General features: G+C 69.2%; 12 protein-coding genes and 1 pseudogene. 8 read left to right on the forward strand and 5 right to left on the reverse strand.

What is annotated here, in order from left to right; all coding sequences use genetic code 11:
• The first annotated feature begins 266 nt into the window (after positions 1–266).
• Both QH196_RS02065 and QH196_RS02070 read left to right on the forward strand, forming a co-directional pair.
• Positions 267–1283, forward strand: coding sequence for an NAD-dependent epimerase/dehydratase family protein (locus QH196_RS02065; RefSeq protein ID WP_280414036.1), 1017 nt, complete (start codon positions 267–269; stop codon positions 1281–1283).
• Between the two features lie 141 nt (positions 1284–1424).
• Positions 1425–1892 carry a MarR family winged helix-turn-helix transcriptional regulator gene (locus QH196_RS02070; RefSeq protein WP_280414037.1) on the forward strand — a complete coding sequence of 156 codons (468 nt, stop codon included), beginning with the start codon at positions 1425–1427 and terminating at the stop codon, positions 1890–1892.
• A gap of 5 nt (positions 1893–1897) precedes the next feature.
• Here the strand turns inward: QH196_RS02070 and QH196_RS02075 are convergent, their stop codons facing one another.
• Together QH196_RS02075 and QH196_RS02080 are read right to left on the reverse strand one after the other, a co-directional pair.
• Positions 1898–2686 (reverse strand): acyl-CoA thioesterase domain-containing protein, encoded by a 789-nt coding sequence (locus QH196_RS02075; protein ID WP_280414038.1) that lies wholly within the window; start codon positions 2684–2686, stop codon positions 1898–1900.
• Between the two features lie 392 nt (positions 2687–3078).
• Positions 3079–3744 (reverse strand): TetR/AcrR family transcriptional regulator, encoded by a 666-nt coding sequence (locus tag QH196_RS02080; protein ID WP_280414039.1) that lies wholly within the window; start codon positions 3742–3744, stop codon positions 3079–3081.
• Between the two features lie 433 nt (positions 3745–4177).
• Here QH196_RS02080 and QH196_RS02085 point away from each other — a divergent pair, with 433 nt between their 5' ends.
• Genes QH196_RS02085 through QH196_RS02100 form a run of 4 tightly spaced genes read left to right on the forward strand, consistent with a single transcriptional unit; the run spans position 4178 to position 9085 of the window.
• Positions 4178–5683 carry a sodium:solute symporter family protein gene (locus QH196_RS02085; RefSeq protein ID WP_280414040.1) on the forward strand — a complete coding sequence of 502 codons (1506 nt, stop codon included), beginning with the start codon at positions 4178–4180 and terminating at the stop codon, positions 5681–5683.
• Positions 5684–5718: 35 nt separating this feature from the next.
• Entirely contained in the window at positions 5719–6474 is a 756-nt protein-coding gene (locus QH196_RS02090) for a DUF1989 domain-containing protein (protein ID WP_280414041.1), read from the forward strand.
• Positions 6471–7085 carry an urea amidolyase associated protein UAAP2 gene (locus QH196_RS02095; protein ID WP_280414042.1) on the forward strand — a complete coding sequence of 205 codons (615 nt, stop codon included), beginning with the start codon at positions 6471–6473 and terminating at the stop codon, positions 7083–7085. The genes QH196_RS02090 and QH196_RS02095 overlap by 4 nt, the downstream gene beginning before the upstream one ends.
• Positions 7082–9085 (forward strand): 5-oxoprolinase/urea amidolyase family protein, encoded by a 2004-nt coding sequence (locus QH196_RS02100; RefSeq protein ID WP_432279419.1) that lies wholly within the window; start codon positions 7082–7084, stop codon positions 9083–9085. Before QH196_RS02095 ends, QH196_RS02100 begins: the two co-directional genes overlap by 4 nt.
• Positions 9086–9128: 43 nt before the next feature.
• Here the strand turns inward: QH196_RS02100 and QH196_RS02105 are convergent, their stop codons facing one another.
• The 3 genes from QH196_RS02105 to QH196_RS02115 all read right to left on the reverse strand — a co-directional run bounded on the left by QH196_RS02105 (position 9129) and on the right by QH196_RS02115 (position 11833).
• A complete protein-coding gene (locus tag QH196_RS02105) occupies positions 9129–9782 on the reverse strand; it encodes an isochorismatase family protein (RefSeq protein WP_280414043.1) in 654 nt (217 codons plus the stop codon).
• A gap of 86 nt (positions 9783–9868) precedes the next feature.
• Positions 9869–11017 carry an isochorismate synthase gene (locus QH196_RS02110; protein ID WP_280414044.1) on the reverse strand — a complete coding sequence of 383 codons (1149 nt, stop codon included), beginning with the start codon at positions 11015–11017 and terminating at the stop codon, positions 9869–9871.
• A 9-nt stretch (positions 11018–11026) separates the two neighbouring features.
• Positions 11027–11833, reverse strand: coding sequence for an SDR family oxidoreductase (locus QH196_RS02115; RefSeq protein WP_280414045.1), 807 nt, complete (start codon positions 11831–11833; stop codon positions 11027–11029).
• An 86-nt stretch (positions 11834–11919) separates the two neighbouring features.
• Here QH196_RS02115 and QH196_RS02120 point away from each other — a divergent pair, with 86 nt between their 5' ends.
• Positions 11920–13572 carry a (2,3-dihydroxybenzoyl)adenylate synthase gene (locus QH196_RS02120; protein WP_280414046.1) on the forward strand — a complete coding sequence of 551 codons (1653 nt, stop codon included), beginning with the start codon at positions 11920–11922 and terminating at the stop codon, positions 13570–13572.
• Positions 13569–13755 (forward strand): annotated as a pseudogene (locus QH196_RS02125) (hypothetical protein); the annotation flags it as partial. The gene QH196_RS02120 and the pseudogene QH196_RS02125, both read left to right, overlap by 4 nt.

Raw genomic sequence — 13755 nt, forward strand, 5'->3', positions numbered from 1 at the left:
CCCCCCGCCCCCGCCTCCCCTTTCCCCGTCAAACCCCCCCCCCCCCGGGGCCCCGCCCCCCTCCAACCCCCCCCCGGGCCCCCTTTGGGGGGCGGCGGGGGGGCCCCCCCCCCCCCCCCGGCGAGCGAACCCACCGCGCGCTGTACGGACAAGTGTCCGAATGAGTTCCCGTTCCGTTGTTCGGTTCCGTGTACGGCGAACCACCGGCCCTGCGAGACTCTGCACACAGCTTCGGATACGCACGAGGGCAGAGGAGGCCGGCCAGGATGGCGGATCCCGGGAAACTGGTCATCGGCGCGAGCGGGTTCCTCGGGTCGGAGGTGACCCGCCAATTGGCCTCGGCCGGCGCCCCGGTCCGCGTGCTGGTCCGGCCCACCAGCGACCTCCGGCCGATCGCCGGTCTCCCCCTCGATATCCACTACGGCGATCTGTTCGACGACGATGCCCTCCGGACCGCCATGCGCGGCTGCGATGTGGTCTACCACTGCGCGGTGGATACCCGGGCGTGGTTACGCGATCCCGAACCGCTGTTCCGCACCAATATCGCCGGGCTACGCCATGTTCTCGACGCGGCCCGCGGCGCCGGTCTGCGCCGTTTCGTGTTCACCAGTTCGGCCGCCACCATCGGCCGCCGCCCGGGCGCGATCGTCGACGAGACCGTGCCGTTCAACTGGGCCCATCTGGGCGGGCCCTATGCTCGGTCCCGGGTCGAAGCCGAGGATCTGGTGTTGCGCTATGCGGCCGAGCGTGGCCTGCCGGCGGTCGCGATGTGCGTGGCCAACACCTACGGGCCGGGCGATTGGCAGCCCACTCCGCACGGTTCCTTCGTCGCCGCCGCCGCGCTCGGCAAACTCCCGTTCCGGTTCGCCGGGACCGGTGCGGAGTCGGTGGGCGTCGCCGATGCCGCCCGCGCCCTGCTGCTCGCGAGCGAGCACGGAAGGACCGGCGAGCGCTATATCGTCTCCGACCGTTTCCTCAGCAGCGCGGAACCGCTCACCGCCGCCGCGCATGCGGTGGGCCGGCAGCCGCCGCGCCTGGCCATTCCGCGGCCGGCCCTGTATGCGGCCGCGGGGATCGCCGGTACGGCGGCGCGGATGCGTGGTCGCGACAGCCGCCTCACGGTGACCTCGGTGAATCTGATGCATGTGATGTCGCGGATGGACCACGGTAAGGCCGGACGCGATCTGGGCTGGAAACCGGAGCCGGTGCTGGATGCCGTCGCCGACGCCGCCCGGTTCTTCGTGGACCGGCGAGCCCGCCGGCGCGCGACAACGGCCGGGTGACCGTAAGGCCTGGTGGACAGGTAGGCGTATGCATAATGCAACGAGTGTGTAGGATACAAACCAACCCCGGCGGCGTGGTATGACAATCGGCGGGGCGCCCGCCGGGCCACCACGGCATGAGCACACGAGCAGGACACCGCCATGGACAAGCCGACCCACCTGATCGAATTCGAAATCATGCTGCTGGGGCGGCACAGCCTCAACGCGCATCTACGCCGCCCCGACCATCTGGAACGCAGCGCCTACCTGGTACTGAGCCGGCTGTGGATCGAAGGGCCGATGTCCATCGGTGAACTGAGCGAGGCATTCGGCCTCGACACCTCCACCGTGCACCGGCAGACGACGGCCATCATGAAGGCCGGCCTCGCCGAACGCATTCCCGACCCGGCCGGCGGGGTGGCCCGTAAGTTCCGGATCACCGCCGAAGGCGAACGCCGCCTCCGTGCCGACCGCGACTACAACGTCAACGCCCTGGACCGGGTGTTACGCGGCTGGAGCGAAGAGGATCTGCAGACCTTCGCCGCCTACCTCGAGCGATTCAACACCGACGTCGAAGCACAGGAATCCCGGCCCTGGCCCCGCCCCTCGTATAGCGAGCCCCGCGGATAGCCGCGTCAGAACTGGGTCATATCGACCTGCCGCCGCACATTGGATACCGCGGTGACCACCGCCGTGCCCAGCGGCCCGCTCCGGTCGTACAGGCTCACCGTCCCCACCGATATTCCCGCCGCGGCCACATGATCCTGCGCCAGCACCCCGATCCCGGGCCCGATGGGCAGCCGGGCCAGCGTGAGGGTCACATCGGAGTTGATGTAGCCGATCCCGGCGCTGCCCCAGTTGCTCATGAAACTCGCCGCGTCCCCGGCCATCGCCACCCGCTGGAACGGGGTCACCGGCTCCCCGGCGACCACCGGCAGCATGTTCTGCCAGATCGCCTTGCGGTCGGCGTTCTGGTTGGCGCCGAAATCGCGCGTCCACTCCTGGTCGCCGCTCTTCAACAGCGGATGTGCGCCGGCCTCGGATTCGTCCGGGACGTCGGGCACCGGTAGCTCGCGGCCGGGTTGCCACAGCTCACCGGCCGGGACCTCACCGGTCCGCAGGTACACCACGGTGGCGCGGGAGCGTACCTCGCCGCGCTGGATGAGTTCGGCGTCGGCCACGCAGATACGTTTACCCTCCCGGACCACCGTGCTGCGTACCGTCGTGGGCTCATCGGATACCGCGCTGAACAGGTCGACGGTGAGCCGGGCCGGGACGAACTCTGCGCCCGGCGCCCGCGTTTCCAGTTCCCGGGCGAGCAGCCCGCAGATGGCCGGCCCGCTGACCTGGGTCGGGCTCCAGCTGGATATGGCCATCCGGGTGGGCAGGTAGTGCTCACCCTCGCCGGTGAAGAATGCCAACACGGTATCGACTCCTCTCGTGGGCAACCCACACCAGAATTACAACACGTTCTAGTTTCGCTGCGCCGAGAGGTTCCCATAGCCCGCCTCGACAACGGGAGCGGTCGCCATCCACCGGCGCCGTGCCACAACCCAGGTTCTCACCCGCCGGCCCACTCAACGGTGCCCGCCGCCGCCCTCGGCCCGGCAGCCGGCCGCCACTCCACACCGCGCCCGCCGGGCGTCAGCCGCACCCGGGCCGAACGTCTCGGTAAGCCGACGATCGGCCACCCCGGGCAATCGACCACCACACACCCCGAAGCCTGCCCGGCCCCCGGCCTCCGCGGCGCGCGGCTCGGTTCGCCGACGCGAGGGCTGCCCCTCCCCGCCGTGACGCTTCCTCCGCGCCCGTGCTTTCACACACGCACAGTGTCGACCAGGGCGGCGGCCGCCGCACCCACCGTGGCGACGTCGCCGGTCCACCCGAGTACCCGAAGCACGGCCTCCGCGATCGCGCGCTGTGCGCCACCCGGCACCGAACCTTGGTCGGAGCGGATATTGATCACGGTCTCCACCAGCCGGAACGGTATAGCCGCCGCGTCCGCGGCACCCCCGGCTCCGGTTTCGGCGACGACACGTAGTGCCAGATCCTCGTAACTTTCGCGCAGGCGGTCGCGGCGCGCGCGGAACTGCGCGAAGCGCTCGCCACGCAACTCCGGCAGGAAGTACAGGGCCCCGATATTCCAGCGCGCGGCGCACAACTGCTCGATATCGAAGCGGGCCAGCGCATACAGCCGGACGGCCGCGGGCTCGGCGCTGTCGCCGAGTCGTTCCGCGAGTTCGGCCGCCGCCGCGATGGTCTCGCCGAGGAGGGCGTCGAGAATATCGTCCTTGGCCGCGAAATGGTGATAAAGGGAGGCCTGCCGGATACCCACCGCCTCGGCGATCGCCCGGGTGGAGGTGTTGCCGTAGCCGTGGATGGTGAACAGTTCAGCCGCAGCGTCGAGGATTTCGGCGCGCGGAGTATGCCCCTGGCGGCGGCGGGGTGCGAGACGCGGCCTGCCCGGACCGAGTTGGGTCATGGATCCATTGTCGACGCGCCGGTACGGGACACCGGGGCCGCCCCCGGGTACGTGACCACGCCGGCGGCTGTCACCCGACGCGGAATCCGGCGCAACCCGCCGACATCCGGACGCGAGACCGCGGGCCCGGGAGTACCCGCGATCAAGGCGACGGCGCCCGGCGACCCGGCCGCCCGTTCAGGCCTCGGCAGCCCGCAGTTGTCCCGATCGCTGCGGCCGGGTCGTGACCCCGCCGCAGCGCGACACCGGATTCCGGCGCCCGCTCACCGGTGCGGTTTGCGCGATGCCCGATTTCTGTCACTCGACAGAAATATCGGCAACGCAGACGTTACGCGCCAAACCGATACGGATACATCGCCGTCACCACGACGTCTCGCCGCGCGGGAAAACTTTCGAGCGATAGATATTCGTGTCGGATGAAGGGCCACCGGCCATGATCATTCTCGGAATCGCGGTCAGCGTGCTCGCGGTAATCGGCATCGGCCTGCTGGTTTCCCGCAAGGTGGACGGCGACAGCGTCAACTTCCTCGTGGCCGGGCGCTCCCTGGGGCTACCGCTGGTGGCCGCCGGCCTGATGGGTCAGGCGGTGGATTCCAATGCCACCCTTGGCAATACCGATCTGGCCGGTTCGGTGGGCTTCTGGGCGGGTGCCTCGCTCCCCTTGGGCCTCGGCCTGTGCCTGCTGCTCACCGGGATCTTCTTCGCGAAGCCGATGAACCGGATGAAGCTGCTCACGCTGCCCGATTTCTACAAGATCAAGTACGGCCGCGGGGTGGAACTGGCCGCGTCGATCCTGATGATCTTCAGTTTCTGCATTCTGCTGGCCGGCAATCTGGTGGCCGGCGGTTACCTGTTCGAGCGCTTCCTGGGCATCCCTTACACCGCCGGTGTGCTGCTCATCGTGGCCATCGTGCTCACCTACACCGTCACCGGCGGGATGTTCAGCGACGCCTATACGGCGCTGGCCCAGATGGTGATCACGGTGCTCGGCTCACTGGCGCTGCTGATCTGGGTCGGCTCCACCTACGGGATCGATATCCCCGACGGAATGGGCCCGTTCGATCTGGGGCAGTTGAGCAATACGTCCGAGGGCGCGGCGATCAACTGGGCCACCCTCATCGCACTCGGTATCGGCGATATCGTCGCCATCGATTTCATGCAGCGCATCTTCTCGGCGCGCTCCCCCGAGATCGCGCGCCGCGCCTGCTTCGTGGGTGCCGCCGGTACCGCCGTGGTGGGTATTCCGTACGCGCTGGTCGCGCTGGCCACCACCGATATCGTCGACGCGGACGGCGGCCCGCGCCTGCTGGCCCTGCTGGACGAACACGCACCGGCCGGGCTGGCGATCCTGGTGCTCTCGGCCATCGTCGCCGCCTCGTGTTCCACCGCCAACGGCGCCATCCTCGGCACGGCGGCCGTGGCGACCCGCAATATCGCCGGGCGTAACGAACGCACCGATACCGCCGGCCGCGACACCCTGCTGCGCGATGTCCGGATCACCATGATTCCGGTGGCGGCGGTGGCGATCTTCTTCGCGGTCCAGGTGCCGCAGACCGGTATCCTGCTCACCCTCGCCTTCGATCTGATGCTGGCCGGGCTGATCGTCCCGTTCGTGGCCGCCCACCTGACTCGGCGGGTCACGACCGCGGCGGCAGTGGCGGCGATGGCCGCCGGGCTCGGTGTGCGCCTGGTGCTGTTCGTTCTCACCCCCACGATGTACGGGGTGCCCAATACCGTCCTGTATTTGGAGAATTCGCTGATCGGCCCCGGTTTCGACGGCTGGCCGACCTTCCTCGGATTCCTGGCGTCCCTCCTCGCATTCCTGGTGACCCTCACCGCCGGACGACTCCGTGCCCGCACCACCGCCGTTCCCTCCCACGCGCCGATCACACCGCCGGCCCCACTGCCCACCCCGGAACCCGTCAACCAGCCCGGCTGACAGCCCACGCCCGCTCCCACGAGCAAGGAGAGACGATGACAACACCCACCACCGCCTCGACCACCGGCGCCCGCGCGCATGCCCGGGCACAGGGCTCGGCCACCCCGGCGACCCCCGATCTGCCCGCCGGAATCCGCCCGGCCGACACCACCTGGACCGTCCGGCTGCCACCCGGCGGCCACACCGGCGCGGTGCTCGGGCGCGGCACCAGACTGCGGCTGACCGATCCGCACGGTTCGGCGTGCGCGCACCTGTTCCTGCTGCGCGCGGAAGCTCCTTGGGAACGACTCAATATCGCCGACACCGTAAAAGTGCCGTGGCAGGCCTATCTCGGCGCCTGCCACCCCCTGCTGTCGGACCAGGGCAGGGTGCTGGCGACGGTCCTCACCGATACCTCCGGCCACCACGACGCGTTGTGCGGCACCACCCGCGCGGGGCGGCTGCTGCTGGAACGCGCAGGGGCCAAATACGGGCTCGGACCGCGCGATATCGGCCCGACGCTCTCGCTGTTCCGTGGTGTGCGGGTCGGCGGAGACGGCGGCCTCGTCACGCACGGTTCCGCGGGCCCGGGCGCCCATGTCGAACTGCTGATCCACCTGCCGGTGACCGTGCTCGTGATCGATTCCCCGCACCCGCTCGACGACACCCCGGTCACCGAACTCGACGTGGTGGCGTGGCCCGGCGACCCCCTCGACACGACCACCGTGAACACCGACCCCGAATATCTGCGCGCCGTACAGAACACCGAACAGGCCTGGTCGGCCGCCCGGACCCGACAGGAGTGGATATGAACACCACCGCGACCGTTGTCCTCGACGACACCGTCCCGGCATGCGCGCCGTGGTCGGCGATCGTGCGGGCGGGTGACCGCCTGGATATCGTCGACCTGCACGGTAATCAGGCCGTGGACTGCCTGCTGTACTCCGCGGCCGACCACAGCGACCGCTACAGCGCACAGGCCACGATCACCGCCCAGCGCAATATCTTCCTCACCACCGGCAGTGTGCTGCGCACCGATACGGGAACCGCGTTGATGACCGTGATCGCCGACGAGGTCGGCAATCACGACACCATCGCCGGGGCCTGTTCCCAGGAATCGAATACGCTGCGCTACGGCCACCACACCCGGCATCAGCACGCCTGCGTGGAGAATTTCCTCGCCGAGGCCGCGAAATGGGGTATGGGCAAACGGGATCTGGTGTCGAATATCAACTGGTTCATGAATGTGCCGGTGGAATCCGACGGCACGCTCGGCATCGTCGACGGATTATCTGCGCCCGGTAAGACGGTATCGCTGCGTGCTGAGATCGACACCCTGGTACTGGTGTCCAACTGTCCGCAGATCAACAACCCGTGCAACGGTTTCGACCCGACGCCGGTGCGAATGGTGGTGTCGCGATGACCGCGGCGGCGGCGCTCGCACCGGCCACCGAACCGGTGCGGACACCACACGTGGTGGTGGAACGGCCGGGAATGCAAACCACCGTGCAGGATTGGCCCGGCCGGACCGGCTACTGGCATGTGGGCGTACCGCCGTCGGGTCCGATGGACGATCTATCGTTCCGGCTGGGCAATCGAGCGCTGGGCAACGACGAGGGCGCGCCCGGGCTCGAATGCACGATGGCCGGGCCGGCACTGCGGTTCGCCGAGCCGGCGTGGGTCTGTGTGACCGGGGCGCCGGCCGAGGTGACCGTGGCGGGTCGCCGGGTGCCGCTGTGGCGGCCGGTGCCGGTCCCGGCGGGTGGGTTGCTCGATATCGGGATGACACAGGGGCCCGGGATGCGCTGTTACGTGCTGATTTCCGGTGGTGTGGCGGTGCCGGAATACCTGGGCAGCGCGGCCACTTTCACCCTCGGCGGGTTCGGCGGGGTGGCCGGTCGCGCCCTGAAGGCCGGAGATGTCCTGCCGCTGGGCCCGGCCCCGGACGCTCCGGCGGGCGCGGTGCCGGACGGTGAACAACCGGCGCTCACCCGTAACTGGCAGCTCGCCGTCACCGAGGGCCCCCATGGCGCACCGGAATTCTTCACCCGCGCCGATATCGACACCTTGTACGACACCGCCTACGAAGTGCATTTCAACTCCGACCGCACCGGTGTCCGGCTGATCGGGCCCAAACCCCGCTGGGCTCGGCCCGACGGCGGCGAGGCCGGGCTGCATCCGTCGAATATCCACGACACCGCCTACAGCGTCGGCGCGCTGGATTTCACCGGCGATACCCCGATCCTGCTGGGTCCGGACGGGCCCAGTCTCGGCGGTTTCGTCTGCCCGGTCACGGTGACCGCGGCCGATCGCTGGAAACTCGGGCAGTTGTGCCCGGGCGATACGGTGCGTTTCGTCCCCGTGCGGGCCGACCGGACCGCTTCCCCGCGCGCACTCGGTCCCGGACGCCGGGCGTCCTGGCCGGCTGTGCTGTCCGCCGGCGGCGACGGCGACGACGGTGTGCTGCGGTGCGCCGAAACAACCGACGGCATACCCGTCACCTACCGCCGCGCCGGTGACGACGGCGTTCTCGTCGAATACGGCACGATGACCCTGGATCTCGCGCTGCGCGCCCGGGTCCACGCGCTGCACGAACGGCTGCGACAGCGCGGCGAACGGGGTATCGGCGAACTCACGCCCGGTGTGCGATCGCTGCAGATCCGTCTCGACCCCACGGCCCTGTCCACCGCGGCCGCGCTGGACATGCTGGCCGAAGTGGAAACCGAACTACCGGCCGCCGACGATCTGGTGGTGCCGAGCAGAACGGTGGAACTACCGCTGTCCTGGGACGATCCGGCCACGCGGGAGGCCATCACCCGGTATATGCACGGCGTGCGTTCCGACGCCCCGTGGTGTCCCTGGAATATCGAGTTCATCCGCCGGATGAACGGGCTGGAGACCGTAGCCGAGGTGTTCGACACCGTGTTCGCGGCCGAATATCTCGTCCTCGGCCTCGGCGATGTCTACCTCGGCGCCCCGCTGGCCACCCCGACAGATCCGCGACACCGCCTGATCACCACCAAGTACAACCCGGCCCGCACGTGGACCCCGGAGAACGCGGTGGGGATCGGCGGCGCGTACCTGTGCATCTACGGTATGGAGGGCCCGGGCGGCTATCAGTTCGTCGGCCGGACCACCCAGGTGTGGAGCCGGCATACGGACAGTGAAACACCCTGGCTGCTACGGTTTTTCGACCGTATCCGCTGGTACCCGGTGAGCGCGGAGGAACTACTGGACCTACGCGCGGACGTCGCGGCCGGCCGTGGCGAACTGCGCGCCCGCGACGGTGAGTTCCGGCTGGCCGAGCACCGCCGGTTCCTGACCGACCAGGCCGACTCCATCGACGCGTTCCGGGCACGCCAGGCCACGGCGTTCGCGGCCGAACGCGACTCCTGGCGCAGGTCGGGCGAGCTGTCCGAATGAGAAACGGCCCGGCTCGGACTCGCCCACGAGCCGGGCCGGCGGCTCAGGCGCCGGCCGGTACCGGGGCCTCGAGCTGCGCCAGCACACCGTCGGTGCTCAGCACCATGCCGCAGCGCCGCGCGGTGTATTTCAACGCGATCGCATGCTCGTCCCGGCTGAAATCCGCGACCCCGTCGTGCACCATGAACGCGCGGATATCGTTCATGAACGCCTCCGCGGCACTGAGCATGCAGCCCATATGCGCGTACACACCGGTGACGATGAGCTGATCGCGATTGCGGTAGCCCAGCAGCTGACGCAGATCGGTGCGCTGGAACGCCGAATAGCGCCATTTGGTGACCTGGATATCGGTCTCATCGGGTTTCAGCTCCGCGATGACCTCGGTATCGGGACCGTCCGACATTCCGGTGCCCCAGAAATCCGCGAGCAAGCCGCGCCGGTCGGGATGCTGATCGCCGGGCTGCATACTGTAGATCACCGGAATGCCCAGTTCATGGCACTTATCGCGTAATCGCGAAATATTGTCGATCATCGTCCGGGCCGGATCCCGGTCGAGCTGATACGCGGTGAGGAAATAGTTCTGCATATCGTGGATCAGCAGGGCGCATCTGTCGGGTTCGATCCCCCAGGACACCTGGTTGGTGATCTCCTCGTCCAACGGCGGCATCGCATAGGGCGCGATCGGCTGCATGGGCATGGCCAGAACTCCTCATCATTTCTTGTGGCCCGCAACCTTCCGGTGGGCTACGGGCCCGGGCGCAGTAGCAGTACGTCGGCTTCGGGTCAGGACACGGTCGCGGCCTTCCCGCCGACCCCCAGCGGTCCGAGGACGCGCTGGAGTTTTCCGGTGGTCTCGGCCAGTTCGTCCTCGGGATCGGATTCGGCAACGATCCCGCCACCCGCGTAGGCCAGCAGGGTGCGGTTGTCCGCGGCCAGTTCCGCGCAGCGGATGCTCACCATCCATTCGCCGTTACCGTCGGCATCGCACCAGCCCACCGCGCCCGCGTAGAAACCGCGTTCACCCTCGAGCTCGGCGATCAACCGGGCCGCCGCGGCGGTCGGTGTTCCGCAGATCGCGGGGGTGGGATGCAGGGCATCGGCCAGCTCCAGCGCGGTCGGCCCGGTGGCCGGCACCGTCGCGCCGATCGTGGTGCCCAGATGCCACATGGCCGGGGTCTCGGCGAGTTCGGGGGCGGCGGGGGTTCGTACGTCGGTGCAGCGGTCGCGCAGGATACCGGCCACATGGTCGACCACATAGCCGTGCTCGTGACGGTCCTTGGCGGAACCGAGCAGGGAGTCGGCCGCGATCCGATCGGCCACCGGATCCTCCGGTATCCGGCGCGCGGAACCCGCCAGCGGATGACTGGTGACCTCCGGACCCAGCCGCCGCACCAGGATCTCCGGGCTGGAACCCACCAGATGCCGGCCGGTGTAGACGCCGCCCGCGGCGGACAGGTCGACCAGGTAGCCGTTACCGGCGGGGTCGGTGGAGACCAGCAGGTCGAGCAGGTCGACGGCACGCACCGCGCGATCGGCGCGGGCGCGAAGTTTTCTGGCCAGCACCACTTTCCGCAGCGCATGCGCGGGATCGGCCAGCAGCCGGACGGCGGCGCCCACCCGGCGGACGTGTTCCTCGGGTTCGGGCAGGTTGTCGGTGATCGCGATATCGGGTGCGGTCACCGCGCGCGGGGGTCGCGGACCGTCGGTCACCGCAATCGTTTCCGGCGCCCACAATGCGGCCGGGGCGCCGGGCGTGAACGGCAGCGCGCCGACGATATGGCTCACCCGCCGGGCCCGCAACTGAGCAGCGGCCTCGGCGGCGCTGTGGAAGACACGACCCCCGGCCGATGCGGTGACGGTACGTTGCGGCCGGGACAGGACAAAAGCGGGATCCGCGGAAAAAGCGGGGTTCTCGGCGTTGATGATGATCATCCTCTCGTGTCACATATCCAGCGTTGCGCCGCCGTCGACCCGCAGGTCGTGCATGGTGATATGGCGCGCGGCGTCGGAAACCAGGAACTGGACGGCGGCGGCGATATCGGCCGGTTCGGCGATCCGCCGCAACGGGATTCCCAGCCGGTAGTTCTCCGGGTCGCCGTCGAGCAGGCTGGTACGCGCGGCATCGCCGAGTCCGTGTTCGCCGGAATCGGCATACATTCCGCGGAGCAGCGGAGTATCGGTGGAACCCGGCGAGACCAGGTTCACCCGTACCCCGTGCGGTGCGACCTGCAGCGCCAGCGACCGGGTGAACGCCGTGGTCGCGGCCTTGGCGGCGCCGTAGGCGGCCAGGCCGACCCGGGGTGTCGTCGCGGAATTCGAGGAGACCACCACGATGGAACCGCGTTGTACCGCGACCATCTCGCGGGCGGCGCGCTGTGCCACGTACACGGCGGCGTTGGTGTTCACCGCGAGGCAGCGCTGCCAATCGCCGGCGCCGGTATCCAGGGCGGAGCCGCCGATCATCGCGCCGGCGGTGTGCACAACGGTGCGCGGTGCGCCGTTCTCGGCGACCACGCGATCGAATGCGGCGGCGACCGCCGCGTCATCGGTGAGATCGATTTCGGTGCCCCGCGCGGCAATTCCCTCGTACTGCCGCGTGAGCCGGGCGGCCACCTCGTGTACCCGAGGATCGGTATCCCACAGTTCGATGAGCGGAGTAGCGCCTGCGAGTGCGGTGGCGACGGCCGCCCCGATGCCCCCGGCGGCTCCGGTGACGATGACCCCTTCGCCCCATTGCTTCGTGACCATTAGGTTAGCCTAACCTGAAGTTACACCGTAAGGCTAGCATTCCGGTGTGACATCGAACAAGATCGCCGATCGGAAAGAGGTGCGCCATGCCATCGTCCGTCCTGCCCGGTTTCACACCCTGGCCACCGGAACTCGCCACGCGGTATCGCAATGAAAAGTGCTGGACCGGTGAGACGTTCGCGCAACTGCTGAGCACCCGCGCCGCACAGACCCCCGAGGCGATCGCCGTCGTCGACGCGACCCACCGCTGGAGCTACGCCGAACTGGACCGCCGCGCCCGATCGCTGGCCACCGGCCTGCTGCGGCTCGGCATCGGCCACCACGACCGCGTTCTCGTCCAGCTGCCCAACCGGGCGGAATTCGTGGAAGTCGTCTTCGCACTGTTCGAAATCGGCGCGCTGCCGGTGTTCTGCCTGCCCGCGCACCGCGAATCCGAACTGGTGCCCATCGGCAACGCGAGCAAAGCGGTCGCGATCATCACCTGCGCCACCCACCAGCAGTTCGACCATGCGGCGCTGGCCGATACCGTCCGGCGCCGGGTCGACACCCTGCGCCACGTCCTGCTGGTCACCGACGATCCGGACACCGAGTTCACCGAGGGTGCCACCGATCTCGCCGGCTACCGCGACGAGCCGGGCGAGATGCCCGAGCTCGACGCCGGTGACGTCGCGTTCCTGCAGCTCTCCGGCGGTAGTACCGGAATCCCCAAACTCATTCCCCGCACCCACGACGACTACCTCTACAGCGTGCGGCGCAGCGCCGAGATCACCGAACTCGGCCCGGACTCGGTCTATCTCGCCACCCTGCCCGTGGCGCACAACTTCCCGATGAGCTCGCCCGGAATCCTCGGCGCGCTGTATGCGGGCGGAACGGTCGCGATGACACCGGATCCGACACCCTCGACCGCGTTCGCGGCGATCGAACGCTTCGGGGTCACCATCACCGGGCTCGTTCCGCCGCTGGCGCGACTGTGGGTCGAGCGGGCCGAGAAGGGCGGTGACCTGCCGGATCTGTCCAGCCTGCAGGTCGTTCAGGTGGGTGGCGCCCGCTGCCCCGACGAACTGGCCCGCAGGGTCGGACCCGCACTGGGCGTGACCCTGCAACAGGTGTTCGGGATGGCCGAGGGCCTGGTGTGTTACACCCGGCTCGACGATCCGATCGATGCCGTCGTCGCCACCCAGGGCCGGCCCATGTCGGAGCTGGACCGGATCAAGATCGTCGACGACTCGGGTGCCGAAGTCGCGCCGGGCGCCGACGGAAACCTGAAGACCCAAGGCCCCTATACGATTCGCGGCTACTACGACAATCCCGAGGCCAACGCCCGCAGTTTCGACGCCGACGGCTGGTACAGCACCGGCGATATCGTCGCGCTGCGCCCGGACGGCAACCTCGTCGTGAAGGGCCGGGCGGGCGACTGGGTCAACCGCGGCGGCGAAAAGGTCTCGGCCGAGGAACTCGAGGCCCATCTGCTCGAACACCCCGGCATCCGCGACGCGGTGATCGTCGGCACCCCGGATCCGGTGCTCGGGCAACGGATCTGCGCCTTCGTCCAACCCGCCGATCCGGCGACTCCCCCGACGCTGACCACGGTCCGCAGTTTCGTCCGCGAACGCGGTATCGCCGCATGGAAGATGCCCGATGCCGTGGTGACCATCGAGGAATTCCCGGAGACCGGGGTCGGCAAGACCAGCCGCCGCGATCTGCGCCGGCTGCTGGCAGAGGGGCACCGCGCACAGTGACCCCCGGTGGGCGGGGGGGGGGGGGGGGGGCGGGGGGCGCGCCGCGGGCGGCGGCAATCACGGCGATCACCGACCTGGCCGATGGCCCTATCGACGGGTTCGCGCCGATTGCCGGGGTCGGCCCGGCCACCGGGCGCCCGGCCGGACTACTGGTCGCGGTGAACTACTTCGGCGCCGTCGAGC

This window comes from Nocardia carnea, assembly GCF_029868325.1.
Taxonomy (GTDB): Bacteria; Actinomycetota; Actinomycetes; order Mycobacteriales; family Mycobacteriaceae; genus Nocardia; species Nocardia carnea_C.

Bases quoted from the DNA above. Each gene is read 5' to 3' on its own strand.
- QH196_RS02115 (WP_280414045.1), bottom strand. From the start codon at position 11,833: ATGGTCACGAAGCAATGGGGCGAAGGGGTCATCGTCACCGGAGCCGCC.
- QH196_RS02065 (WP_280414036.1), top strand. From the start codon at position 267: ATGGCGGATCCCGGGAAACTGGTCATCGGCGCGAGCGGGTTCCTCGGG.
- QH196_RS02105 (WP_280414043.1), bottom strand. From the start codon at position 9,782: ATGCCCATGCAGCCGATCGCGCCCTATGCGATGCCGCCGTTGGACGAG.
- QH196_RS02080 (WP_280414039.1), bottom strand. From the start codon at position 3,744: ATGACCCAACTCGGTCCGGGCAGGCCGCGTCTCGCACCCCGCCGCCGC.
- QH196_RS02120 (WP_280414046.1), top strand. From the start codon at position 11,920: ATGCCATCGTCCGTCCTGCCCGGTTTCACACCCTGGCCACCGGAACTC.
- QH196_RS02100 (WP_432279419.1), top strand. From the start codon at position 7,082: ATGACCGCGGCGGCGGCGCTCGCACCGGCCACCGAACCGGTGCGGACA.
- QH196_RS02110 (WP_280414044.1), bottom strand. From the start codon at position 11,017: ATGATCATCATCAACGCCGAGAACCCCGCTTTTTCCGCGGATCCCGCT.
- QH196_RS02070 (WP_280414037.1), top strand. From the start codon at position 1,425: ATGGACAAGCCGACCCACCTGATCGAATTCGAAATCATGCTGCTGGGG.
- QH196_RS02090 (WP_280414041.1), top strand. From the start codon at position 5,719: ATGACAACACCCACCACCGCCTCGACCACCGGCGCCCGCGCGCATGCC.
- QH196_RS02085 (WP_280414040.1), top strand. From the start codon at position 4,178: ATGATCATTCTCGGAATCGCGGTCAGCGTGCTCGCGGTAATCGGCATC.
- QH196_RS02095 (WP_280414042.1), top strand. From the start codon at position 6,471: ATGAACACCACCGCGACCGTTGTCCTCGACGACACCGTCCCGGCATGC.